Here is a 21,944-nt window from a genome sequence, read left to right as displayed (position 1 = left end):
TCACTTCCACAACAGCGAGTCATGTTCGAGTCAGAGGTCGTATTTTCCATTGCCCGACATGCCGCTTGGGCGCCCGGCCTGACAAGCCCGCAGCGCTGGATGGAGTGGGCGCGCGACCCCTGGACCCTGGCGCCTGGCGAAGAACCGAAAGTGAGCGCGATGCCGGCCATGCTGCGCCGCCGCGCCGGCTTCCTCGGCCGCATGGCGCTCGAAGTCGCCTACGAATGCCTGGGCGAGCAGCGTGAAGTGGCGACCGTATTCTGCTCGCGCCATGGCGAAGTGGCGCGTGCAGTGGAACTGCTCGGCGACCTCGCCCGCGGCGAACCGCTGTCCCCGACTGCTTTTGGCCTGGCCGTGCATAACGCCAGCGCCGGCCTGTTCTCGATCGCGCGCAGCGACCGCGCCAACCACGTGGCCCTGGCCGCCGGCAGCTCCACCATCGAACACGCGGTCATCGAGGCCTGCGGCCAGCTTGCCGACGGCGCCCCGATGGTGCTGCTCGTTGCCTGCGATACGGCGCTCCCCGAGACCCTGCGCCAGTTCGAGGATTGCGACGAGCAGCCTTTCGCCTTTGCCTGGGCCATGGTGCCGGCCAGCGCCGGCCCGGAGACGGTGCGCCTGTGCTGGCGTCCCCAGGGCATTGAACCCGGCGCTGCGCCGGCGCGCATGCCTGGCGGGCTCGAACTGCTGCGTTTCCAGCACGGCGGCCACGCCCGCCTGGAGCGCGCAGCCGGCGGCAAGCGCTGGACCTGGAGCCGCCATGACGGCTAGGCTGGATCACGCCTGGCGAGTGCTCGCCACGGGCCTCAGTTTCGCGCTGTTCGGTATCGGCGGCCTGTTCCTGCGCGTGATCGTGTTCCCGCTGCTGGCCCTGTGCGTGCGTGCTCCCGAGGCGCGCAAGCGTGCGGCGCGCGCCACGATCCGCGCCAGCTTCCGGGCGTTTGTGGGCATCATGCGCGGACTCGGCGTGCTGCGCTACGAGGTGCGCGGGCTGGACAAGCTCGAACGTCGGGGTCAGCTGATCCTGGCCAATCACCCGACCCTGATCGATACCGTATTCCTGATCGCCTTCGTGCCGAATGCCGACTGCATCGTCAAGGGCGCGCTGTGGAACAACCCATTTACGCGCGGGCCGGTACGCGCGGCAGGATACATCTGTAACGACCGCGGCCCCGAACTGATCGACGACTGCATCGCCTCGCTGCGGGCCGGCGGCAACCTGATCATCTTCCCTGAAGGCACGCGCACCCCTCGCAGCGGTACGCCCGAACTCAAGCGCGGCGCCGCGAATGTCGCGGTGCGCGGCGCCCGTCCGATCACGCCGGTCCTGATCCGCTGCGAGCCGCCGACCCTGGGCAAGGGCGACAAGTGGTGGCACGTCCCGCCGCGCCAGGCGCATTTCCGGATCGAGGTCCGGGACGACATCGGCGTGGACAGCTACCGCAGCGACGCCATGAGCGAGGTCGTGGCGGCGCGCCGCCTCACCGAATACCTGCAACAGTTCTTTATGAAAGAAGGCCAGCACCATGCTTGAACAAGAAGTGAAAGCACTGATCATCGACGTCCTGCAGCTCGAGGACCTTACCCCCGACGATATCGACAGCGAAGCGCCGCTCTTCGTGGAGGGCCTGGGGCTCGACTCGATCGACGCCCTCGAGATCGGCGTGGCGCTGCAGAAGCGCTACGGCATCACCCTGGCGGCCGAATCCCAGGAAACCCGCCGCCATTTCGCCTCGGTGCGCGCACTGGCCGCGATGATTGAAACGAACCGAAAAAAGTAAGCGTAAGGAGGCTATGGCCATGGTAAGCATCAACGACATGAACCGCGACGAACTGTTCACCTGGGTCGCCGACCTGCTGGCGGACATGTTCGAGCTCGACCGCGCCTCCCTGAGCCCGGCGTCCAACCTGTACGCCGACCTCGACATCGACAGCATCGACGCCGTCGACCTGGCAGTGAAGCTCAAGCAGATGACCGGCAAGCGCCTGCAGCCGGAGGTGTTCAAGACCATCCGCACCATCGGGGACGTGGTGGACGCGCTCGCCGGCCTGGCCGAAGAGCAGGCGGCCTGAGCCGGTGTTCTGGAACGTCCTGGCGGCCGCGCTGACGCTGGCCTATCCGCTGGCGATCTGGTTCGGCCAAGATAGCGTCGAACCGCGCTGGCTGGCAGGACTGCTGCTCCTGGCGGCGGCCACGCGTCTGCCGATGCTGCGCTTGAGCAGCACGGCGCGCTGGACCGCGGGCGGGGCCCTGGTGCTGGTGGCGGTGGCCGTCGCATCGAACGCCGTGCTGCCGCTCAAGCTCTATCCGGTGCTGGTCAATGGGGCCTTGCTGGCCGCCTTCGGCGCCAGCCTGGTGTCGGGCATGCCGCTCGCCGAGCGCCTGGCGCGCCTGCGCGAGCCCGCTCTGCCGCCGGCCGGCGTCGCCTACACGCGGCGCGTGACCCAGGCCTGGTGCGTGTTCTTCGTCCTGAACGGTACGGCCGCGCTAGGCACTGCGCTGTTCGCCACAAGCGCGGTCTGGTCGTTGTACAACGGCGTGATCGCGTACATCCTGATGGGCCTGATGTTCGGTGGGGAATACCTGCTGCGCATGCGTTTCAAGCGATTGCACCATGTCTGAGCTGTTCTACCGAATCGCCACCCGTTCGCCCGAGGCCCTGGCAGGCTGGCGCGACGGCAGCCCCGTGAAGCACGGCGCCTTGCTCGCGCGCGTGCGCGCCTGGACCGCGCTCGGCCGCCGCACGCCTGCCAGCCAAGTGGCGCTGTACCACGAGGACAGCCTCGAATTCGCGGCCAGCCTGCTGGGTGCCTGGCTGTCGGGCAAGACCGTCTGGCTCGGCGCCGATGTGCTGCCGGCGACCTGCGCGGCCCTGGGGGAGCGGGTCGGTGCCTTCTGGGGCGCTTTCCCCGGCGCGCAGGCCCCGCTTGCCGGCGACGACTGGCAGGGCGAGTGGACGCCCCCGGCGCCCGCATTTCCGGCACTGGTCGTGTTCACCTCGGGCAGCACCGGCGCGCCGCTGCCGATCCCGAAGCAGCTGTCGCAGCTGACCGGCGAGATCGCCGCGCTGGAAGCCCAGTTCGGGCGCAGCCTGGGCGCTGCCGCCATCGTCTCGACCGTCTCGCACCAGCACATCTACGGCCTGCTGTTCCGCGTCCTGTGGCCGCTGGCCCAGGGCCGCCCGGTGCATGCCGCGCGCCACGAATTCCCCGAATCCCTGGCCCTGGCGCTGGTCGAGCGCCCCTGCGTGCTGCTGGCCAGCCCGGCGCACCTGAAGCGCCTGCCGGAGCACCTCGACTGGAACGGCGCCGCGCGCCAGCTGCGCGCGGTGTTCTCGTCCGGCGGCATGCTGGAACAGGAAGCATCGACACATGCCGGTGCACTGCTGGGGCAGGCCCCGATCGAAGTCTACGGCAGCTCGGAGACCGGCGGCGTGGCCTGGCGCCGGCGTCCGGCAGGGGAAGCCTGGCAGCCGCTGCCCGGGGTGCAGTGGCGCCTCGCTGCCGACGGCCTGCTCGAAGTGCAGTCGGACTATGCCGGCCCGGACGGCTGGCAGCGCCTGGCCGACCGCGCCGAAGCCGGCAGCGGCGGCTTCCTGCTGCGCGGCCGCGCCGACCGCATCGTCAAGATCGAGGAAAAGCGCATCTCGCTCGACGCCATCGAAGCCGCGCTGCTTGCCGGCGGCCTGGCGATCGAGGCGAAAGTGGTGCCGGTGCCGGCCCCTGGCCGCCAGGTGCTGGCCGCCTTCGTGGTGCCGAACGAAGCAGGGCAGGCGATACTTGGCGGGGAGGGCCGCGCTGCGCTCAGCGCTCGCCTGCGCAGGCAGCTCTGCGCCGGCATCGAGGCCGTCGCGCTGCCGCGCCGCTGGCGCTTCCTCGCTCGCATGCCGGTGAACGCACAGGGCAAGACCACCCAGGCGGCCCTGCTGGCCCTGCTGGACGAGCGTCCGCGCTATCCACGCATGCGCCTGCTGGAGCAGGCACCCGCGCGCGTGCTGCTGGAGCTGAGCGTCCCCGCGAACCTGCTGTACTTCGATGGCCACTTCAGCGTCGCCCCGGTGCTGCCCGGCGTGGTGCAGGTCGACTGGGCGATCCATTACGGCCGCGAGCATTTCGGCCTCGGGCTGGCGTTCGGCGGCATCAATGCGCTCAAGTTCCAGCAGATGATCCGCCCGGAGTGCCCGGTGCAGCTGGAGCTGGCGCACGACGCGGAGAAGGGCCAGCTCCATTTCCGCTATTTCTCGGACGCCGGCGCCCATGCCAGCGGCCGCATCCTCCTGACCTAGACCGAGCATGCAAAACAAAAAATTCTCGCCGACGCGCCAAAGCGCTTTCGAGGCCCGCTTCGAAGCCCAGAAGATCGCTTTTGCCCCGGTCGTGTTCCAGTGCGTGCGCTTCGCCTGGAAGCGCGGCATGCTGCAGGCGATCGCGGACGCCGGCGACACCGGCCTGTCGGTGGACCAGCTCGCGGCCACCGGCCGCTGGACGCCCTATGTGTTGAGGGTGGTGCTCGAGACCTGTCTGTCCGCCGGCGTCGTGTACCTGGAGGAGGGCCGCTACGTGCTGGACAAGACCGGCTTTGTGATCCTGACCGACCCGATCACCCAGGTGAACATCGATTTCAACCACGACGTCTGCTACCAGGCGCTGTTCGAGCTGGAACACACGCTGGACGCCGAAAAGCCGCTCGGCCTGAAGGTGTTCGGCGACTGGCCGACCCTGTACCAGGGCCTGTCCCAGTTGCCGGAGCCGGCGCGCACCAGCTGGCTCGCCTTCGACCACTATTATTCCGACACCTCGTTCCCGGAGATCATGCCGGACGTGTTCGCCACTAGCCCGCGCCGCCTGATGGACATCGGCGCCAACACCGGCAAGTTCAGTCTGGCCGCGCTGGCCGCCAACGAGCGCGTCGTCCTGCACCTGGTCGACCTGCCGGGCCAACTGGCCGTGGCCGAGGAGAACCTGCGTGCGGCCGGCCTGCGCGAGCGCGCCAGCCTGCACCCGACCGACCTGCTCGAGCCTGGCGCGACACTGCCGGGCGACATGGACCTGGTCTGGATGAGCCAGTTCCTGAGCTGCTTCTCGGAAGCCGCTATCGCCAGCATCTTCGAGCGCGTGGCAGGAGCCCTGGGCCCGCGCGGCCAGGTGCTGGTGCTCGACACCTTCTGGGACCGCCAGCGCTACGACATCGCCGCCTACTGCCTGATCAATACCTCGCCCTACTTCAACGTCATGGCGAGTGGTAACAGCAAGGTGTACGAAAGCGCCGACTACATCCGCCTGGCGGAGATGGCCGGCCTGAAGCTGGTGACCGCGCGCGACGGCATCGGCTACTGCCATTCGCTGCTGCGTTTCGAGAAGGCGCAATAAGGTGAAGCCCTTCCATCCCTGCGTGGTCATCCCGGTTTACAACCACGAGCACGCGATTGCCAAGGTGCTGGACGGGGTGCTGACCCACGGGCTGCCCTGCATCCTGGTGGACGACGGCTGTTCGCCGGCCTGCGCAGCCGTGCTCGAGGCCCTGGCCGCGGCGCACCGCGGCCGGGTGGTGCTGGAGCGGCATGCCGTCAACCAGGGCAAGGGCGGCGCGGTCCTCACCGGCTTCAGGCGCGCGGCGCGCGACGGCTACAGCCACGTGCTGCAGGTCGACGCCGACGGCCAGCACAGCGTCGCCGATATCCCGCGCTTCCTCGAGGCCGCGCGCGCCGGGCCGCAGGCGGTGGTTGCCGGCTGCCCGGTGTACGATGAATCGGTGCCGGCTGTGCGCCTGTACGCCCGCTACCTGACCCACGTCTGGGTCTGGATCAACACCCTGTCGCTGGCGATCCGCGACTCGATGTGCGGCTTCCGCGTCTACCCGGTGGCGCCGGTTCTGGCGTTGGCCGCACGGCGCCGCCTCGGCCTGCGCATGAATTTCGACATCGAGATCCTGGTGCGCCTGTACTGGGACGGCGTGACGGTGGTCAACCTGCCGACGAAAGTCGGCTATCCGGAAGACGGGGTCTCGCACTTCAAGGCCTGGACCGACAACGTCCTGATCACGCGCCTGCACGTGGCCCTGTTCTTCGGCATGCTGCCGCGTATTCCTTCGCTGCTGGTTCGCACATGGCGCACGTGACTCCTTCCGCCGACACGCGCCATTGGGCGGCCATCAACGAGGCGAGCTTCGTGGCCGGCATGCGCCTGTTGTTCTGGGTCTGCCGGGTGTTCGGGCGCTGGCCGTTCCGCATGCTGCTGACGCCGGTGCTGTTCTGGTACGTGGCCACGCAGGGCCGCGCGCGCCGCGTCTCCAGCGACTACCTGCGCCGCATCGGCCGGCCTGCCGGACTGTTCGGCGTGCTGCGCCACTTCCAGGCCTTTGCCGAATCCATCCTCGACAAGATGCTGCTGTGGGGCGGCCTGTTCGATTTCTCGCGCGTGCGGGTAGAGGGGGCCGAGCCGCTCTGGCAGCGCATCCGCGAAGGCAAGGGTGCGCTGCTGGTGTGTTCGCACCTGGGCAATCTCGACCTGTGCCGCGCGCTCTCGCTGCGCACCCCTGGCTTGAGGATCACGGTGCTGGTGCACACGCGCCATGCCCAGTCCTTCAACGACATGCTGGGCAAACTCGATCCGCGCAGCCAGCTCAACCTCATGCAGGTGACCGAGATGACGCCGGCCATGGCGATGCAGCTGTCCGAGCGCATTGGGGAGGGCGAGTTCGTCGTCATCGCGGGCGATCGCGTCCCGGTATCAAGCGCAGGACGCGTCGCGCTCGCCCCCTTCCTGGGCCAGCCGGCCGCCTTCCCGGTCGGGCCCTATGTGATGGCCTCGGTGCTCGGCTGCCCGCTGTACACCATGTTCGCCACCCGCGTGGAAGACGGCTACGCGCTCCACTTCGAGCGCCTGCGCGAGGAGGTTCGCCTGCCGCGCCGCGGGCGCGACGCAGCGCTGGCCGAACTCGCTGGCGAGTACGCCGCGCGCCTCGAACACCATGCCCGCCGCTCGCCGCTGGAGTGGTTCAACTTCTACGATTTTTGGCATCTACCCGATTCGGAACGTCCCCATGCAGCTCACTGACCTCAAGACTCCCCAGCGCACCGTGCGCTTCGACCGCGAGCGCCTGGCGCTGGAAGACATCGTCGCCATCGCGCGCGGCAGCGCGCGTCCCGCCTTGTCGAGCGATCCGGCCTTCCGCGCCGCGATCGCGAAAGGGGCCGACTTCCTCGACCGCCTGCTGCGCGAGGACGGCACCATCTATGGCGTCACCACCGGCTACGGCGATTCGTGCACGGTGGCGGTGCCGCTCGATCTGGTGGCCGAGCTGCCGCACCGCCTCTACACCTACCACGGCTGCGGCCTGGGCGCCTGCCTCGACCCGGCGCAGACCCGCGCCGTGATGGCGGCGCGCCTGGCCTCGCTGTCCAAGGGCTTTTCCGGCGTGAGCGTGGGGCTGCTGGAACAGATCGTGCGCCTGTTCGACGCCGGCCTGCTGCCGCTGATCCCGAGCGAAGGCTCGGTCGGCGCCAGCGGCGACCTGACCCCGTTGTCCTACCTGGCGGCGGTGCTGTGCGGCGAGCGCGAAGTGCTGCGCGACGGCGTGCCGGTTGCGGCGGCGCAGGCGCTGTTAGAGGCCGGCATCACGCCGCTGCGCTTGCGCCCGAAGGAGGGGCTGGCGATCATGAACGGCACCGCCGTCATGACCGGCCTGGCCTGCCTGGCCTGGGACCGCGCCGACTACCTGGCGCGCCTGGTGACCCGCATCACCGCGCTGGCTTCGTTCGCCCTGGACGGCAACGACCACCACTTCGACGAGACCCTGTTCTCGGTCAAGCCGCATGCTGGCATGCAGGGCGTGGCAGCCTGGCTGCGCCAGGACCTGGAATACGCCGGCCAGCTCGAGCGCAACGGCAAGCGCCTGCAGGATCGCTACTCGATCCGCTGCGCCCCGCACGTGATTGGCGTGCTGGCCGATGCCTTGCCGTTCTTCCGCGCGTCGATCGAGAATGAGCTCAACAGCGCCAACGACAACCCGATCATCGACGCCGAAGGCGAGCGCGTGCTGCACGGCGGCCACTTCTACGGCGGCCACATCGCTTTCGCGATGGACGGCATGAAGAATGCCGTGGCCAACCTGGCCGACCTGCTTGACCGCCAGATGGCGCTGCTGGTGGACGCCCGCTACAATGCCGGCCTGCCGGCCAACCTGTCCGGCATGCAGGGCCCACGAGCGCCGATCAGCCATGGCCTGAAAGCGCTGCAGATCAGCGCCTCGGCCTGGACCGCTGAAGCCCTGAAGCTGACCATGCCGGCCTCGGTGTTCTCGCGTTCGACCGAATGCCACAACCAGGACAAGGTCAGCATGGGCACGATCGCCGCGCGGGACTGCCTGCGCGTGCTGGAACTCACCGAGCAGGTGGCAGCAAGCCTGCTGATCACGGTGCGCCAGGGCGTGTGGCTGCGCCAGCGCGTCGATGCCGGGAAGGCGCTGCCGGCGCCGCTGGCGCGCATGCTCGAACTGCTGGGCCAGGACGTGGCGCCGGTGATCGAGGACCGCCGCCTCGACCCTGACCTCAAGCTGCTGCTGGGCCGCATCCGCGATCAGGCCTGGAGCCTGTATGCGTAAGGCAAGGGCGCCCAGCCGCTGGTGGGCCGAGGTCGAACTGCAGGTGCAGTTCTTCGACCTCGACCCGATGCAGATCGTCTGGCACGGCAACTACGTCAAGTACCTCGAGGTGGCGCGCTGCGCGCTGCTCGACAAGATCGGCTACAACTACGAAGAGATGCGCGACTCGGGCTATATGTGGCCGATCATCGAGATGAACCTGCGCTACGCCGGGCCGGCCGCCTTCGGCCAGCGCCTGCTGCTGCGCGCCGAGATCGTCGAGTGGGAAAACCGGCTGCGGATCGATTACCTCATCAGCGACGCCGCGAGCGGCAAACGCCTCAACAAAGCCACCACCACCCAGGTCGCGGTCGACCTCAAGACCGGCGAGATGTGCTTCGCCTCGCCGGCCATCCTGTTCGAGAAGCTCGCAGTAGAGGCCCCATGAAACGCATCCTCGTCACCCTCATCCTTGGCGCCCTGGGCGCCACGGTGCAAGCGGCCGCCCCGGTCGCCCAGATCCAGTCCATGCTGGCCAAGCCGGAGCAGCTGTGCGGCCGCTTCGAGCAGACCAAGCAACTGGCCGGCATGAAGAAGCCATTGCTTTCCAGCGGACGCTTCTGCGTCGTCGCCGGCAAGGGCGTGCTGTGGCGCACTCTGAAACCCTTCCCGAACACGCTGCGCCTGAAGCGCGACGAGATCGTCCACATGCAGGGTTCGCGGGTGTCGATGCGCCTCGAGGCCAGCCAGGAACCGACCGTGCGCATGATCAACGGCGTGTTGTTCTCGCTGCTGGGCGGCGACCTGGGCCAGCTGGAGAACCTGTTCGAGGTGGACGGCAGCGTGGCCGGCGACTCGTGGCGTGTGGCGCTAAAGGCGCGCAACGCCGCCGTGGCGCGTGCCGTGGGAACGATCTCGCTCGAAGGCGGGGCCTACGTGCGCAGCATCCGCATGGAGGACGCCGGCGGCGACCGTACCGAGATCGTCTTTAGCGAACTGAAGACCGGCGCGCAAGCCATCCTGCCTGAAGAATCGGTCCTGATGTGAACGCGCAGCGCCGCCTCGCCCTGGTCTGGGCGCTGATCGTCTGCCTGCTGGTCGGGCACAATGCCTGGCTGTGGCTGGGCAAGCGCATCGCGCCCGATACCGACATCCTGGCCCTGCTGCCGGCGGACGAGCGCGACCCGGTGCTGCAGCAATCCTTCAGCCACATGGTCGACAGCGCCCAGCAACGCGTGGTCGTGCTGGTCGGTGCGGCGAAATGGGAGGAGGCGGTGCGCGCTGCCGAGGCCTGGCGCGCCGCGCTGGCGCCGCATGCCGGCGTCCTGGCGCCCGATGCCCCGGGTGAGGAGGCGCAGGCCGGCTGGCTGGCCAGCCTCCAGCCGCATGCGGCCCTGCTGGTCGGCGTGCCCGATGAGCGCCGGCTGCGCGAAGAGCCGCCCCGATTTTGGGTCGACAAGGCCCTGGCGAGCCTGTACAGCGCCTTCTCAGGTCCCAGGCTGGGCGCCTTCCGCGACGACCCCTTCGGCCTGTTCGCCGGCTGGGCGCAGGAGCGCGCCGGCGAAACCCCGGTGCGGCCGCGCGACGGCCAGCTGTTCGTGGCGGGCGAGGGGCGCGAATACGTGCTGCTGACCTACACCCTGCGGCAGCCCGCGTTCTCGCTGGCGGCGCAGGAAGCCGTGGTGCCGCTGCTCGACCGGGCCACGTTGGCGGCGCGCAGCGCCGTGCCCTCGGCGGAAGTGATCAAGGCGGGCGTGGTGCTGCATGCGGCGGCGGCCGGCCGCCAGGCCAGCAGGGAAATCCACACCATCGGGGTCGGATCGATGATCGGCATCGTCCTGCTCACCTGGCTGAGCTTCCGCTCGGTCAAGCCGATCGCGCTCACCCTGCTGGCGATCGGGATCGGCTTCCTGGGCGCGCTGTCGGTGTGCTGGCTGCTGTTCGGCCGCATCCACCTCTTGACGCTCGTGTTCGGCGCCAGCCTGATCGGCGTGGCCCAGGATTACGGCATCTATTTCCTGTGCCACCGACTCCGGGCCGATCCGGCGCTCGATTCGCCGCGCCTGATGCGGCGCCTGCTACCCGGCCTCGGCCTGACCCTGCTGGCGGCCGTGATCGGCTACATGGGCCTGGCGCTGACGCCATTCCCGGGCTTGCGCCACATGGCGGTGTTTTCCAGCCTGGGCCTGGTATTCGCCTGGCTCACGGTGGTGTGCTGGTTCCCGGCGCTGATCAACGGGCGCAGCCTGCGCGCCGGCTGGCTCGCGCGCCGCTACCGCGGCATGGTGGCGCGCTGGCCGCGCATCTCGGGCGGCGCGGCGCCGCTGCTGGTGGTGGCCGTGCTGGCGGCGTTCGCGGTGTTGGGCTGTACGCGCCTGGAGGTGAACGATGACATCCGCTCGCTGCAGTCTTCGCCCTTGACGCTGGTGCGCGACCAGGTCAAGCTGGGCAAGCTGCTCGACGCGCCCAGTCCGGTGCAGTACTACCTGGTGCGCGGCGCCACGGCGGAGGACGTCTTGCTGCGCGAGGAAGCGCTCAAGCGCCGCCTCGACGCCCTGGTGTCGCAGGGTGACATCGCCGGCTACCAGGCCCTGTCGAACTGGGTGCCGTCCGGCCAGGCCCAGGCCGCTCGGCTGCGACTGGTCGAGGACAAGCTCCTGACCGCGGACGGCCCGCTGGCGCAACTGGCCCGGGAAATCGGCGAAGACGCCGGCTGGCATGCCGCAACCGCCGCGCACCTGCGCGCCCTTGCTGCGCCCTTGACGCTCGACGCCTTCCTGAAGACGCCGGCCAGCGAACCCTGGCGCCACCTGTGGCTGGGCGAGATCGAGGGCGTGCACGCCAGCATCGTCGGCCTGCGCGGGATGCGCTACGCGTCGATTCCGGCGCTGGCCCGCGCGGCCGAGGGCTTGGAAGGTGTGCAGTGGGTCGACAAGGTCGGTGGAATTTCCTCGGTGCTGGGCCGCTACCGCGCCTACATGGGCTGGGTCGTGCTGGGCGCCTACGCGGTGGTGTTCGCGGTGCTGCTGCCGCGTTACCGCGGCCGCACCTGGCGCGTGCTGGCCCCGACCGCGGCGGCCAGCGTGCTGACCCTGGCGCTGCTGGGCTTTGCCGGCCAGAGCCTGCAGTTGTTCCACGTGCTGGCAATGATGCTGCTGCTGGGCGTGGGCGTCGACTACGGCATCTTCCTGCAGGAGGAGGCGACGCACAAGCAGCCGAGTAAAAGCAGCGACGCCCCGTGGCTGGCCGTGGGCCTGTCGGCCGCCAGCACCATCCTGTCCTTCGGCCTGCTGGGCCTGAGCGGTACGCCGGCGCTGCAGGCATTCGGCCTGACCATGCTGGCCGGAACCGCGCTGGTCTGGCTGGTCGCTCCATGCTTCGTCGTTACAAAGGAAGAAATCGATGCTTCGCCCGTCCTGGCTTGAACGCGGCGCTGCGCTGTGCGCCGCCCTGATGCTGGCCGCCTGCGCCGCCACACCGCCGGCTCCCGCGCGCCTCGGCCTGCGCCTGGCTCCGTCCACGCTGGGCGAGGCCATCAGCGTCCAGCAGCACCTGACCGTCGAGCGCGACGGCAAGACCAACGACCTCGACGTCGCCCTCGAGGTGGACGCCAACCGGCTCAGCCTGGTCGGCCTGGCGCTCGGCATGCGCGTGCTGAGCCTGGACTTCGACGGCCGCGAGCTCACCGAATGGCGCCACCCGATGCTCCCCAGCCAGGTGCGCGCGGCGGACGTGCTGGAAGACCTGCAGCTGACCCTGTGGCCGGTGGAACGGATCGCCCAGACCTTGCCGCCCGGCTGGCAAGTCGAGGAGCGGGGGCTGCGCCGCACCCTGCGCCGCGAGGGCGAGGTGGTGGCGACCATCGATTACAGCGGCATGCCGCGCTGGCAGGGCACCGCCGTGCTGGACAACCTGCGCTACCAATACCGGCTGACCGTGGTGTCGGCCAGCGAATGAGATGACTACCCTGTACCTGAACGAATGCGCGCTGGTCTGCGCACTGGGCGACGACTTGGCAAGCATCCGGCGCCGGCTGCTGCTCGATGCCGAAAGCGGCCTCGCGCGGCTTGATACCTGCTCGCCGGGCCGGATGCTGCCGCTCGGCCGCGTCAAGACTGCCTTGCCGAGCGTAGAACACCTGCCGCTGCCCCTGCGCAGCCGTAACAACGCGCTGGCGCTCGCCGCCCTGGCGCAAATCCGCCCGGCGCTGGATGGCGCCATCGCGCGCTACGGCGCGCACCGGGTCGGGGTCATCATTGGCACCAGCACCTCGGGCGTGGGCGAGACCGAGGCGGCATTGGCGGCGAAACACGCGACCGACGCGCTGCCGGCCGGTTTCCACTACGGCCAGCAGGAAATGGGTTCGCCAGCCGAGCTGCTGGCGCGCGAACTGGGCGCCCTCGGGCCGGCCTACGTGCATTCGAGCGCCTGCTCGTCGAGCGCCAAGGCCCTGGGCAGCGCCGCACGCCTGATCCGCATGGGCCTGTGCGACGCCGTCCTGACCGGTGGCGTCGATACCTTGTGCGGCTTTACCGTGGCCGGCTTCAGTGCACTGGAATCGGTCAGCAGCGCGCCCTGCAACCCGCTCGGCGCAGGCCGCAACGGCATCAACATCGGCGAGGGCGCGGCGCTGTTCCTGATGAGCCGCGAGCCGGCGGCCGTGGCCCTGTGCGGCTGGGGCGAGTCTTCCGACGGGCACCACATGTCGGCGCCGGACCCGGAAGGCGGCGGCGCCCGCATCGCCATGCGCGAAGCCCTGACGCGCGCCGGCATCGATGCCGGCGAAGTCGACTACATCAACCTGCACGGCACCGCTACCCAACAGAACGATGCGATGGAGTCGCGTGCGGTGGAGGCCTTGTTCGGCGCCAGGGTGGCGGTCAGCTCGACCAAGCCGTTTACCGGCCACACGCTGGGCGCGGCCGGCGCCGTGGAGGCGGCCATCTGCTGGCTGGCGATGCAGGACGATAACCCGGAAGGCCTGCTGCCGCCGCACTTGTGGAACGGTGCGCCGGATCCGGCGCTCCCGTCCTTGAACGTGGCGGAGAAGGGCGCGCGCCTGGGCCGCCCGATCCGCTATGCGCTCAGCAATTCCTTTGCTTTCGGCGGTTCCAACGCCAGCCTGGTGTTCGGGAGGACGCGATGAACCAGATGGTTCAACCGGAGCAGTTGGTCCGGCCCGACATCCACAGCCTGGTGCCCCACAGCGGCCCGATGTCGCTGCTCGGCCGCTTCCTGGAAGCCGACGACGAGACCTTGAGCGCCGAAGTCGACATCACCCCGGAGAGCATGTTCTGCACCGACGGGCAGGTAGGCGCCTGGGTCGGCGTCGAGTACATGGCGCAGGCGGTGGCCGCGCATGCCGGCTGGTGCGCGCGCCGGCGTGGCGAACCGGTGCGGGTCGGCTTCCTGCTGGGCGCGCGCAAGTATGCCTGCGCGGTGTCCGCTTTCCCGGTCGGCAGCGTCCTGCGCGTCCACGTGCGGCGCGCCCTGCAGGGCGAAAACGGCCTGGGCGCGTTCGACTGCCGCATCGAAGACGCCGCCGGCCAGGAGCTGGCCACGGCCACCATCACCGTCTTCCAGCCCGATCATGTTGAAGAGTTCTTGCAACGGAGTTCCGTATGAGTAGTATCCAGAAAAGTGTGCTGGTGACGGGTTCGTCGCGCGGCATCGGCAAGGCCATCGCGCTGCGTCTCGCGCGCGACGGCTACCAGGTGGTGGTGCACTGCCGCAGCCGGCGCGAGGAGGCCGACGCGGTCGCCGCGCAGATCATTAAAACAGGCGGCACGGCGCGCGTGCTGCAGTTCGACATCGGCGAGCGCGAGGCCACCGCGGCCGCGCTGGCCGCCGACATCGAGCAGCATGGCTGCTACTACGGCGTGGTCTGCAACGCCGGCGTGGCGCGCGACACCGCCTTCCCGGCGATGAGCGGCGAAGAATGGGACCAGGTGCTGGGCACCAACCTGGACGGCTTCTTCAACGTCCTCAACCCGCTGGTCATGCCGATGGTCCAGCGCAGGAGGCCGGGCCGCATCGTCACCATGGCCTCGGTGTCGGGCCTGATCGGCAACCGCGGCCAGGTCAACTACAGCGCGGCCAAGGCCGGCATCATCGGCGCCACCAAGGCGCTGGCGCTGGAACTGGCCAAGCGCGACATCACTGTCAACTGCGTGGCGCCCGGCCTGATCGAGACCGACATGATCGCCGAGGTGCCGATGGACGAGGCGTTGAAACTGGTCCCGGCACGCCGCGTCGGCCGTCCGGAAGAGGTGGCGGCCGCGGTCAGCTACCTGATGTCCGAGGACGCCGGCTATGTCACGCGCCAAGTCTTGTCGGTGAACGGAGGCCTGGCATGAAGCGCCGCGTCGTCGTCACCGGCATGGCCGGCATCAGCCCGCTCGGCAACGACTGGGCCAGCATCCGCACCCGCCTGGGCGAGTACCGCAACGCCGTGGTGCGCATGGAGGACTGGGCCACGTATGAGGGCCTGAACACCCAGCTCGGCGCACCGGCGGCCCCCTTCGAGCTGTCGAGCCGCTACGACCGCAAGTCCACCCGCAGCATGGGCCGCGTGGCGCTGCTGGCGACCCGCGCCACCGAACTGGCCCTGCAGGACGCCGGCCTGCTGGACCACCCACTCCTCAAGAGCGGGCAAATGGGCGTGTCCTTCGGCTCATCGGCCGGCACCACCAGCGCGATCGGCGACTTCGGCCGCATGATCGAGGAGCGCACCACGCGCGGCATCAATGCCACTACCTACATCAAGATGATGGCCCATACCGCGCCGGTCAACATCGGGGTGTTCTTCGGCCTGACCGGGCGGGTGGTCACCACCTCGTCGGCCTGCACCTCGGGCAGCCAGGGCATCGGTTACGCTTTCGAAGCGATCCAGAGCGGCAAGCAGCTGGCCATGATCGCGGGCGGCGCCGAGGAGCTGTGCGCCACCGAGGCGGCGGTGTTCGACACCCTGTTCGCCACCAGCGTGCGCAACGACAGTCCGCAGGGCACCCCATCGCCGTTTGATCGCAAGCGCGACGGCCTGGTGATCGGGGAGGGCGCCGGTTGCCTGATCCTGGAAGAGCGCGAGCATGCGCTGGCGCGCGGCGCGACCATCCATGCCGAGCTGGTCGGCTTCGGCACCAACAGCGACGGCACTCACGTGACCCAGCCGAATGCGGCCACGATGCGGCAGGCGATGGCGCTGGCCCTGGAAGACGCAGGCCTGGCGCCGGAAGCGATCGGCTACGTCAACGCCCACGGCACCGCGACCCAGCAGGGCGACGTGGCCGAGACCCAGGCCACTGCCGGCCTGTTCGGCAGCCGCATGCCGATCAGCTCCCTCAAGAGCTACATGGGCCACACCCTCGGCGCCTGCGGCGCGCTGGAAGCCTGGATCAGCATCGAGATGATGCGCGAAGGCTGGTTCGCGCCCACGCTCAACCTGAACGAAATCGACCCGGAATGCGCAGCGCTGGACTACATCCGCGGCGAAGGGCGCAGGCTCGATTGCGAGTACGTCATGTCGAACAATTTCGCGTTCGGCGGCATTAACACGTCGCTGATTTTTAAACGGCAGGTTCCATAACAGGAGATAACATGAACAAGCAACGCCGTGTACTGCTGGCCACCTCGGTCGCGGTCGCCCTTCCCTTGATGAGCGGGTGCGCAACCAAGATCAAGGCCTCGACTTCCCACAACCCGGCGCCGAGCGAGGCCTTCTCGTCCTACGGCCGGATCGTCGTCAAGCCGGTGGCCTTCGCGCCGGGCTACAGGGGCGACCCGGGCGCACTCGCGAAGATCGCCGGCAACCTCGACAAGAACCTGGGCGAATCGGTGCAGCAGTGGAACCGCGCGCGCGACAACGGCCGCACGCTGACGATCGAGCCGATCGTCGAGGAGATGTCGTTCAAGAGCAGCACCAAGCGCGTGTTCCTCGGGCCGCTGGCAGGCAGCTCCGGCGTGCTGATGCGTGTGACCTTCCGCGACCAGGCCGGCAAGGTCATCGCCACGCCCGAGTTCTTCCAGCGCGCCAGCGCCATGAGCGGCGGCTTCACCCTGGGCGTGCAGGACAACCTGATGCTGACCCGCGTCTCGAAGCTGGCCAGCGACTACATCATCGCGAACTACAGCAAGGCCGTCGGCGGACCGACCGGCGCCGACGACGCTGCCATCGCCGCGAACTGAAGGCTTTCCACCACCACGACAAAGGGATAAGAAAATGAAGAAACTGCTCCTCACGCTAGCCGTGAGCGCGGCCGCGATCTCCGCCATCGGACCGGCGCAGGCGCGCGACACCAAGCACATGCTGCCGATCGCCAATGCCATGGCCGCTAACGATGCAAAGAACCGCCTGGGCGACACCGTGCAGTTCTATTTCGGCGACGAGAAGACCCCGGCGATCCTCCAGCGCCTCGGCACCGACAAAACCAGCCAGAAGACCAACTCCTTCGGCAAGTCGGCCGAAACCGCCTGCAACTGGGCCTTCCTGTCGGCCATGCTGCGCCTGCAGGAGCGGGCGCGCGAGCTGGGGGCGAACGCCGTGGTCAACATCGTCAGCAACTACAAGAACGTGGAACATTCGAGCGCGACCGAGTTCGAGTGCCACGACGGGGCGATGATGACCGGCGTCGCGCTCAAGGGCGACTTCGTCAAGCTCAAGCCGTAAGTATGAGGGAGGCGGCGGTGGCGGCGGGGGGCAACACACTCGTGTGGCTTGCCGATATCGCCGGCCTGTCGGAATCCCGGCTGGCGCACTACGCCGGCTGGCTGGGCGAAACGGAGCGGCAGCGTTACGCGCGATTCGCCAGGCCCGAGCGGCGGCGCCAGTTCGTCGCCGGCCGGGCCTTGCTGCGCCTTGCGCTCGGCCGCCTGCTCGCTGCGGATCCGGCCGGCATCCTGCTGCAGGAGCGTCCCGGACAGGCGCCCGCGCTCGTCCATCCCGCCTGTGATGGCCTGGGCTTCAGCATCTCGCACAGCGGCGCGCTGGTCGCCTGCGCCGCCAGCACTGCCACACCTGTCGGACTGGATATCGAACGCATCGATCCGGCCCGCGACGTGCTAGCGCTCGCCGCGCAGGTGTTCACTCCGGAGGCGGTCGCGCGGCTCCAGGCCTGCGGAACGCAGGAGCGCACCGCAATGTTCTACCGAATGTGGTGCGCGCATGAGGCGGGCATCAAGCTCGGCACCGCGAGCGCCGCCACGCACGTATTTACGCATGCGGGCTTCGCCGGCGCCCTTTGCTGTGAGCGTGCGCTCGCGGCCATGCCGGTTCCGGTGCTGGTCCACCTGGATTGCTAGCGACGCCGGCGTGAGCGCTGCGCCCCCTTCTGCGCGCTGCTGCTTAAATAGGGCCGTGAGCATGCCCCTTCCATGGCATGCCGACCTGCAGGAGGAAGCGATGTTCGAAAAGCTTGGCCAGCCCAACTGGGACGCCATGTTCGCAGTCAATACGCCACTCGTCGAACTGGCCGTACGCGCCACGGTGCTGTACGCGGTCATCCTGGTCCTGATGCGCCTGATGCCGCGTCGTACCGGGGGCGAGCTGGCGGCCATCGACCTGATTTTCCTGCTCCTGATTGCGGGAGCCGCGTCGAACGCATTCGGCGCCTACGAATCGGTGACGGAAGGGCTGATCCTGATCGCCGTGCTGGTGCTGTGGGATTACGCCCTGAACGCGGCGAGCTACCGCTTCCGTTTCATCGAACGGCTGGTGTCGGCGCCGCCGATTCCGGTGGTCCGCGATGGAAAACTCTTGAGGCGCAACATGCGGCGCGAATTCCTGACCGAGGACGAACTGATGAGTTCCCTGCGGCAGCAGGAAATCACTAGCCTGGACGAGGTCAAGCTGGCCTATATCGAAGGCGATGGCGCCATCACGGTGCGGCGTTCGCGGAAGTAGCGGCTCAGCGCGCCCCGACCAGCTTGTGCACCAGCTCCGACGAGGTCGAGGCGGCGAATTTGCGCATCAGGCTGGCGCGGTGCATCTCCACCGTGCGCGGACTCAGGTCGGTATCGCGCGCGATCATCTTGCTGGTTTTTCCTTCCACCAGCAGCGCCGCGATCTCCCGTTCACGCGGGGTCAGCTCGGCCGATACCGGCCGTTTTTCGCTCACATCCTCGAAAGTCCAGACGCCGGCGCCGAGCGGCTGGCCAGGGTCGAGCGCGCTCCCGGTGACGTGGCACCAGAACAGGTCGCCGCTGGCGCGGCGCATGATGCGCTCGTCGGAATAGCGCCCCCTGGCGTTCATGATCGGCACGATGCGGTCGCCCGTGCGCAGGAATTCGTCCATCGTGGGGTAGAGCACGCTGAAGGACTTGCCGTTCAGGTCTCCCTCGGCGTAGCCGAACATGCTTGCCAGCGCCCGGTTGCAGGACTGGATCACGCGATCGGCCGAGACGCACATGCCCACCGGCGCGTGCTGGAAGATCATCTCGTAATCGATGGCGCTGGATGGGGTTACTTGAGGTGGATCGACTGCTCGGTTCATGGACGGGGCCGCCCGTATTTCTACGGTATTGTTATTCAGTACAGCGTATTTTATGCTGAGACTCAAGGGCACCCCGAAAAACCTGCTGCGCGTTGCATTTGCGATCTGCGATGTTCGTCGTACCGCCGTACGACTGCGCTTCTCGATCGCAACTGCTGCCGCTCGCGACGGTTTTTCGAGGTGCCCTCTACTCTGTAGTACAGAAGAGCTTTTCGCTTAACCTATAAAAGGGACGGGTATGAACAAAGTGTATCCTGATGCGAAGTCGGCGCTTGCCGGCATCGTTGCAGACGGCCAGACCATCGCGGTGGGGGGCTTCGGCCTGTGCGGCATTCCGGAAGCGCTGATCGCGGCGCTGCGCGATTCCGGCGTCAAGAACCTGACGGCCATTTCGAACAATGCGGGGGTGGACGGCTTTGGCCTGGGCCAACTGCTGGAAACCCGCCAGATCAAGAAGATGATTTCGTCCTACGTCGGCGAAAACAAGGAATTCGCACGCCAGTTCCTGGCCGGCGAACTCGAGCTCGAATTCACCCCGCAGGGCACGCTGGCCGAGAAGCTGCGCGCCGGCGGCGCCGGCATCCCGGCCTTCTACACCAAGACCGGCTACGGCACCATCGTCGCCGAAGGCAAGGAAACCCGCGAATTCGACGGCGAGCACTACGTGATGGAGCGTGCGCTGCTGCCGGACGTCTCGCTGGTGAAAGCATGGAAGGCCGACAAGGCCGGCAATCTCCTGTACCGCAAGACCGCGCGCAACTTCAACCCGAACGTGGCCACCGCGGGCAAGATCTGCATCGTGGAAGTCGAAGAGCTGGTCGAGATCGGCGAGATCGATCCGGACCAGGTGCACACCCCGAGCATCTTCGTGCACCGCATCGTCCACAACCCGACGCCGGAAAAGCGCATCGAACAGCGCACCGTGCGCGCGAACTAACGTATTAAGCAGACTCGGAGACAGAACATGGCTTGGACTCGTGATGAAATGGCCGCGCGCGCGGCGAAGGAACTGCAGGACGGTTTCTATGTGAACCTGGGCATCGGCCTGCCGACCCTGGTAGCGAACTACGTACCCAACGATATCGAAGTTTTCCTGCAGTCGGAAAACGGCCTGCTGGGCATCGGCCCCTTCCCGACGGAAGAAGAAGTGGACGCCGACCTGATCAACGCCGGCAAGCAGACCGTCACGGCGCTGCCGGGCTCCGCTTATTTCAGCTCGGCCGACTCCTTCGGCATGATCCGCGGCGGCAAGATCAACCTGGCGATCCTGGGTGCGATGCAGGTGTCCGAGCGCGGTGACCTCGCCAACTGGATGATCCCGGGCAAAATGGTGAAGGGCATGGGCGGCGCGATGGACCTGGTGGCCGGCGTCAAGCGCGTGGTCGTGGTGATGGAACACCTCGCCACCGCCAAGGACGGCTCGACCAGCCACAAGATCCTGCCGAAGTGCGACCTGCCGCTGACCGGCGTCGGCGTGGTGGACCGCATCATCACCGACCTGGGCGTGATGGACGTGACCGATACCGGCCTCAAGCTGGTGGAACTGGCGCCGGGCGTCACCAAGGAGCAGGTGCTGTCGGCAACCGGCTGCGAGCTGGACGTCTCGGCGGTCTGACAGAACAAGCGCGGGGGCGGCATTGTCGGCCCCGCGCTCGTGCAAGCAGGCAGGCCCGCAGTCGACTGCGGGCCTTTTTATTTCAGCTCGTCCAGGCGCTTGCGCAGCCGCTGCGCATGCCCTTCGTTTGCGGGTGACTTCAACAGTTCGGTCAGCGCCAGGCGCTCGGCCGTGCGCAGCGCGTCCTCCGCAGCGACCTTCACGTCCGGCACCACGCCGCTGCCTTCCCAGTTGGTCTTGCTGATCGGGTTGATCGCCCGGCCGGCGGGGATGAAGGCCGCCATGTGCTGGTGGACGCGGTGCACGGCGCCCGGATGCGCGCCGCCGCTGGTGGTTTCGCCGACGATCACGCCGCGGCGTAACTGCTGCAGGTTGTAGCTGAATTCCTCGGCGCCCGAGAAAGTGTTCTTGCTGGTCAGGACGTAGATCTTCTTGGTGCCGCCGAACTTCCTCCCGGGTGCATCCTCCTCGGTCCAGAACGCCTCCGTACGGTCGCCCTCACGCCAGTACATGTTATTCAGGTGGGTACGCTTGTCGAACAGGTAGCTGGACATGAAGGCGACCGCGTGGGGATCGCCACCGCCGTTGTGTCGCAGGTCGACGATGAGCGCGTCGGTGTCCGCCACCAGGTTCATCATTGCGCTCAGCGCGGGTTTGGAGGCCGAGGCCTGCGGGAAGCTGCGCAGGTCGATATAACCGATGTTGCCGGGCAGTGTCTCCACCTTGCGGATGTCGTAATTGCGCGACTTCAGGAACTCACCGAACTGGCGCTCCTGCTCGGGCGTCGGTCCCCGCGCGTTGTCACCGGTGTCGGAAGGAATGGGCGTCGCCCGGTAGCGCACGCCAAGGTGCTTGTCCCCGGTCGGCTGGCGCAGGTCCTCGGTGAGCATCTCCGCGAAGCCAGTCAGATCCTTGGCAGTGCGGTAGGCGCCGCTTTGCTCGCGCGCGTTCAGGCGTTCGACGATCTTCCTGGCCTTGTCCGAGAAGACGTAGATGTCGCTGACCTTGGCGCCGAGTTCGGCGATCACGGCCTTGCGGGTGGCGTCGTCGACCTCGGCCCTGGCATCGCAGGCGAGGGAAGCGAGTATGAAGGGTACGAGCAGCACGGTACGAATCGGGTACATGTGGATCTATGGGTAAAGGAAACGTCGGGAAGCGTGAACTTAGGTCTGCTAGCTTCAAGTATTATTTTTACCTCATAGTAGTAATGGCACTTCGTCTCGGCAATTCGATGCGCATAAACTGGCAAGCTGAGCGGCGT

26 protein-coding genes are annotated in these 21,944 nt (G+C 68.0%); 24 read left to right on the top strand and 2 right to left on the bottom strand.

Features of this window, described 5'->3' with window-relative positions:
• The first annotated feature begins 21 nt into the window (after positions 1-21).
• The 22 genes from YWC_RS0110940 to YWC_RS0110835 all read left to right on the top strand — a co-directional run bounded on the left by YWC_RS0110940 (position 22) and on the right by YWC_RS0110835 (position 18,479).
• Positions 22-771 carry a beta-ketoacyl synthase chain length factor gene (locus YWC_RS0110940; protein ID WP_027865405.1) on the top strand — a complete coding sequence of 250 codons (750 nt, stop codon included), beginning with the start codon at positions 22-24 and terminating at the stop codon, positions 769-771.
• Entirely contained in the window at positions 761-1,534 is a 774-nt protein-coding gene (locus YWC_RS0110935; RefSeq protein ID WP_027865404.1) for a lysophospholipid acyltransferase family protein, read from the top strand. The genes YWC_RS0110940 and YWC_RS0110935 overlap by 11 nt, the downstream gene beginning before the upstream one ends.
• Entirely contained in the window at positions 1,527-1,781 is a 255-nt protein-coding gene (locus YWC_RS0110930) for a phosphopantetheine-binding protein (RefSeq protein ID WP_027865403.1), read from the top strand. The genes YWC_RS0110935 and YWC_RS0110930 overlap by 8 nt, the downstream gene beginning before the upstream one ends.
• A 19-nt stretch (positions 1,782-1,800) precedes the next feature.
• Positions 1,801-2,073: an acyl carrier protein gene (locus YWC_RS0110925; RefSeq protein ID WP_229413074.1), complete on the top strand. Its 273-nt coding sequence runs from the start codon at positions 1,801-1,803 to the stop codon at positions 2,071-2,073.
• A gap of 4 nt (positions 2,074-2,077) precedes the next feature.
• Positions 2,078-2,623: a COG4648 family protein gene (locus tag YWC_RS0110920; protein ID WP_027865401.1), complete on the top strand. Its 546-nt coding sequence runs from the start codon at positions 2,078-2,080 to the stop codon at positions 2,621-2,623.
• The gene (locus tag YWC_RS0110915; protein ID WP_051306384.1) at positions 2,616-4,286 is read left to right on the top strand and encodes an ApeI family dehydratase; all 1,671 of its coding nucleotides are present in this window, start codon (positions 2,616-2,618) and stop codon (positions 4,284-4,286) included. Before YWC_RS0110920 ends, YWC_RS0110915 begins: the two co-directional genes overlap by 8 nt.
• Positions 4,287-4,293: 7 nt before the next feature.
• Complete coding sequence (locus YWC_RS0110910; protein ID WP_027865399.1) at positions 4,294-5,370, top strand: methyltransferase; 1,077 nt, start codon at positions 4,294-4,296, stop codon at positions 5,368-5,370.
• Between the two features lies 1 nt (position 5,371).
• Positions 5,372-6,118 carry a glycosyltransferase family 2 protein gene (locus YWC_RS0110905; protein ID WP_027865398.1) on the top strand — a complete coding sequence of 249 codons (747 nt, stop codon included), beginning with the start codon at positions 5,372-5,374 and terminating at the stop codon, positions 6,116-6,118.
• Entirely contained in the window at positions 6,106-7,056 is a 951-nt protein-coding gene (locus YWC_RS0110900; RefSeq protein WP_027865397.1) for a lysophospholipid acyltransferase family protein, read from the top strand. Before YWC_RS0110905 ends, YWC_RS0110900 begins: the two co-directional genes overlap by 13 nt.
• Complete coding sequence (locus YWC_RS0110895; protein ID WP_027865396.1) at positions 7,043-8,602, top strand: HAL/PAL/TAL family ammonia-lyase; 1,560 nt, start codon at positions 7,043-7,045, stop codon at positions 8,600-8,602. Before YWC_RS0110900 ends, YWC_RS0110895 begins: the two co-directional genes overlap by 14 nt.
• Entirely contained in the window at positions 8,595-9,029 is a 435-nt protein-coding gene (locus YWC_RS0110890; protein ID WP_027865395.1) for an acyl-CoA thioesterase, read from the top strand. The genes YWC_RS0110895 and YWC_RS0110890 overlap by 8 nt, the downstream gene beginning before the upstream one ends.
• Positions 9,026-9,628 carry a LolA family protein gene (locus YWC_RS0110885; protein ID WP_036214052.1) on the top strand — a complete coding sequence of 201 codons (603 nt, stop codon included), beginning with the start codon at positions 9,026-9,028 and terminating at the stop codon, positions 9,626-9,628. The genes YWC_RS0110890 and YWC_RS0110885 overlap by 4 nt, the downstream gene beginning before the upstream one ends.
• Positions 9,625-12,006: an MMPL family transporter gene (locus YWC_RS0110880; protein ID WP_156923605.1), complete on the top strand. Its 2,382-nt coding sequence runs from the start codon at positions 9,625-9,627 to the stop codon at positions 12,004-12,006. Before YWC_RS0110885 ends, YWC_RS0110880 begins: the two co-directional genes overlap by 4 nt.
• Complete coding sequence (locus tag YWC_RS0110875) at positions 11,984-12,538, top strand: DUF3261 domain-containing protein (RefSeq protein WP_036214049.1); 555 nt, start codon at positions 11,984-11,986, stop codon at positions 12,536-12,538. The genes YWC_RS0110880 and YWC_RS0110875 overlap by 23 nt, the downstream gene beginning before the upstream one ends.
• A 1-nt stretch (position 12,539) precedes the next feature.
• Positions 12,540-13,727, top strand: coding sequence for a beta-ketoacyl-ACP synthase (locus tag YWC_RS0110870; RefSeq protein ID WP_027865391.1), 1,188 nt, complete (start codon positions 12,540-12,542; stop codon positions 13,725-13,727).
• On the top strand, positions 13,724-14,206 hold the full coding sequence (locus tag YWC_RS0110865; protein WP_027865390.1) for a hotdog family protein: 483 nt from the start codon (positions 13,724-13,726) through the stop codon (positions 14,204-14,206). The genes YWC_RS0110870 and YWC_RS0110865 overlap by 4 nt, the downstream gene beginning before the upstream one ends.
• Positions 14,203-14,937 carry a 3-oxoacyl-ACP reductase FabG gene (gene fabG, locus YWC_RS0110860; protein WP_027865389.1) on the top strand — a complete coding sequence of 245 codons (735 nt, stop codon included), beginning with the start codon at positions 14,203-14,205 and terminating at the stop codon, positions 14,935-14,937. Before YWC_RS0110865 ends, fabG begins: the two co-directional genes overlap by 4 nt.
• Positions 14,934-16,166 carry a beta-ketoacyl-ACP synthase gene (locus YWC_RS0110855; protein WP_027865388.1) on the top strand — a complete coding sequence of 411 codons (1,233 nt, stop codon included), beginning with the start codon at positions 14,934-14,936 and terminating at the stop codon, positions 16,164-16,166. Before fabG ends, YWC_RS0110855 begins: the two co-directional genes overlap by 4 nt.
• Positions 16,167-16,177: 11 nt before the next feature.
• Positions 16,178-16,765 (top strand): hypothetical protein, encoded by a 588-nt coding sequence (locus YWC_RS0110850; protein WP_051306383.1) that lies wholly within the window; start codon positions 16,178-16,180, stop codon positions 16,763-16,765.
• 34 nt (positions 16,766-16,799) lie between these two features.
• On the top strand, positions 16,800-17,246 hold the full coding sequence (locus YWC_RS0110845) for a heavy metal-binding domain-containing protein (protein ID WP_027865386.1): 447 nt from the start codon (positions 16,800-16,802) through the stop codon (positions 17,244-17,246).
• Between the two features lie 41 nt (positions 17,247-17,287).
• Complete coding sequence (locus YWC_RS29055; protein ID WP_169728109.1) at positions 17,288-17,878, top strand: 4'-phosphopantetheinyl transferase family protein; 591 nt, start codon at positions 17,288-17,290, stop codon at positions 17,876-17,878.
• Positions 17,879-17,939: 61 nt separating this feature from the next.
• Positions 17,940-18,479, top strand: coding sequence for a DUF421 domain-containing protein (locus YWC_RS0110835; RefSeq protein WP_169728108.1), 540 nt, complete (start codon positions 17,940-17,942; stop codon positions 18,477-18,479).
• Between the two features lie 4 nt (positions 18,480-18,483).
• On the opposite strand, the gene YWC_RS0110830 is transcribed toward YWC_RS0110835, so the two are convergent.
• Entirely contained in the window at positions 18,484-19,068 is a 585-nt protein-coding gene (locus YWC_RS0110830) for a PAS and helix-turn-helix domain-containing protein (RefSeq protein ID WP_036214046.1), read from the bottom strand.
• 238 nt (positions 19,069-19,306) lie between these two features.
• Here YWC_RS0110830 and YWC_RS0110825 point away from each other — a divergent pair, with 238 nt between their 5' ends.
• Positions 19,307-20,005, top strand: coding sequence for a CoA transferase subunit A (locus YWC_RS0110825; RefSeq protein ID WP_027865383.1), 699 nt, complete (start codon positions 19,307-19,309; stop codon positions 20,003-20,005).
• A 27-nt stretch (positions 20,006-20,032) separates the two neighbouring features.
• The gene (locus YWC_RS0110820) at positions 20,033-20,683 is read left to right on the top strand and encodes a 3-oxoacid CoA-transferase subunit B (protein WP_084416386.1); all 651 of its coding nucleotides are present in this window, start codon (positions 20,033-20,035) and stop codon (positions 20,681-20,683) included.
• Positions 20,684-20,760: 77 nt separating this feature from the next.
• Here the strand turns inward: YWC_RS0110820 and YWC_RS29050 are convergent, their stop codons facing one another.
• Positions 20,761-21,807, bottom strand: coding sequence for a S41 family peptidase (locus tag YWC_RS29050; RefSeq protein WP_051306381.1), 1,047 nt, complete (start codon positions 21,805-21,807; stop codon positions 20,761-20,763).
• Between the last annotated feature and the right edge of the window lie 137 nt (positions 21,808-21,944).

It is taken from the genome of Massilia alkalitolerans DSM 17462 (genome assembly GCF_000427785.1).
GTDB classification, from domain to species: Bacteria; Pseudomonadota; Gammaproteobacteria; order Burkholderiales; family Burkholderiaceae_D; genus Telluria; species Telluria alkalitolerans.
This window is presented reverse-complemented; position numbering and strand designations above follow the sequence as displayed.

What these genes read in the sequence shown, in the direction of transcription:
- YWC_RS0110940 (WP_027865405.1), top strand. Translation starts at nt 22, where the DNA reads ATGTTCGAGTCAGAGGTCGTATTTTCCATTGCCCGACATGCCGCTTGG.
- YWC_RS0110935 (WP_027865404.1), top strand. Translation starts at nt 761, where the DNA reads ATGACGGCTAGGCTGGATCACGCCTGGCGAGTGCTCGCCACGGGCCTC.
- YWC_RS0110930 (WP_027865403.1), top strand. Translation starts at nt 1,527, where the DNA reads ATGCTTGAACAAGAAGTGAAAGCACTGATCATCGACGTCCTGCAGCTC.
- YWC_RS0110925 (WP_229413074.1), top strand. Translation starts at nt 1,801, where the DNA reads ATGGTAAGCATCAACGACATGAACCGCGACGAACTGTTCACCTGGGTC.
- YWC_RS0110915 (WP_051306384.1), top strand. Translation starts at nt 2,616, where the DNA reads ATGTCTGAGCTGTTCTACCGAATCGCCACCCGTTCGCCCGAGGCCCTG.
- YWC_RS0110910 (WP_027865399.1), top strand. Translation starts at nt 4,294, where the DNA reads ATGCAAAACAAAAAATTCTCGCCGACGCGCCAAAGCGCTTTCGAGGCC.
- YWC_RS0110900 (WP_027865397.1), top strand. Translation starts at nt 6,106, where the DNA reads ATGGCGCACGTGACTCCTTCCGCCGACACGCGCCATTGGGCGGCCATC.
- YWC_RS0110895 (WP_027865396.1), top strand. Translation starts at nt 7,043, where the DNA reads ATGCAGCTCACTGACCTCAAGACTCCCCAGCGCACCGTGCGCTTCGAC.
- YWC_RS0110890 (WP_027865395.1), top strand. Translation starts at nt 8,595, where the DNA reads ATGCGTAAGGCAAGGGCGCCCAGCCGCTGGTGGGCCGAGGTCGAACTG.
- YWC_RS0110885 (WP_036214052.1), top strand. Translation starts at nt 9,026, where the DNA reads ATGAAACGCATCCTCGTCACCCTCATCCTTGGCGCCCTGGGCGCCACG.
- YWC_RS0110875 (WP_036214049.1), top strand. Translation starts at nt 11,984, where the DNA reads ATGCTTCGCCCGTCCTGGCTTGAACGCGGCGCTGCGCTGTGCGCCGCC.
- YWC_RS0110870 (WP_027865391.1), top strand. Translation starts at nt 12,540, where the DNA reads ATGACTACCCTGTACCTGAACGAATGCGCGCTGGTCTGCGCACTGGGC.
- YWC_RS0110865 (WP_027865390.1), top strand. Translation starts at nt 13,724, where the DNA reads ATGAACCAGATGGTTCAACCGGAGCAGTTGGTCCGGCCCGACATCCAC.
- fabG (WP_027865389.1), top strand. Translation starts at nt 14,203, where the DNA reads ATGAGTAGTATCCAGAAAAGTGTGCTGGTGACGGGTTCGTCGCGCGGC.
- YWC_RS0110855 (WP_027865388.1), top strand. Translation starts at nt 14,934, where the DNA reads ATGAAGCGCCGCGTCGTCGTCACCGGCATGGCCGGCATCAGCCCGCTC.
- YWC_RS0110850 (WP_051306383.1), top strand. Translation starts at nt 16,178, where the DNA reads ATGAACAAGCAACGCCGTGTACTGCTGGCCACCTCGGTCGCGGTCGCC.
- YWC_RS0110845 (WP_027865386.1), top strand. Translation starts at nt 16,800, where the DNA reads ATGAAGAAACTGCTCCTCACGCTAGCCGTGAGCGCGGCCGCGATCTCC.
- YWC_RS0110835 (WP_169728108.1), top strand. Translation starts at nt 17,940, where the DNA reads ATGCCCCTTCCATGGCATGCCGACCTGCAGGAGGAAGCGATGTTCGAA.
- YWC_RS0110830 (WP_036214046.1), bottom strand. Translation starts at nt 19,068, where the DNA reads ATGAACCGAGCAGTCGATCCACCTCAAGTAACCCCATCCAGCGCCATC.
- YWC_RS0110825 (WP_027865383.1), top strand. Translation starts at nt 19,307, where the DNA reads ATGAACAAAGTGTATCCTGATGCGAAGTCGGCGCTTGCCGGCATCGTT.
- YWC_RS0110820 (WP_084416386.1), top strand. Translation starts at nt 20,033, where the DNA reads ATGGCTTGGACTCGTGATGAAATGGCCGCGCGCGCGGCGAAGGAACTG.
- YWC_RS29050 (WP_051306381.1), bottom strand. Translation starts at nt 21,807, where the DNA reads ATGTACCCGATTCGTACCGTGCTGCTCGTACCCTTCATACTCGCTTCC.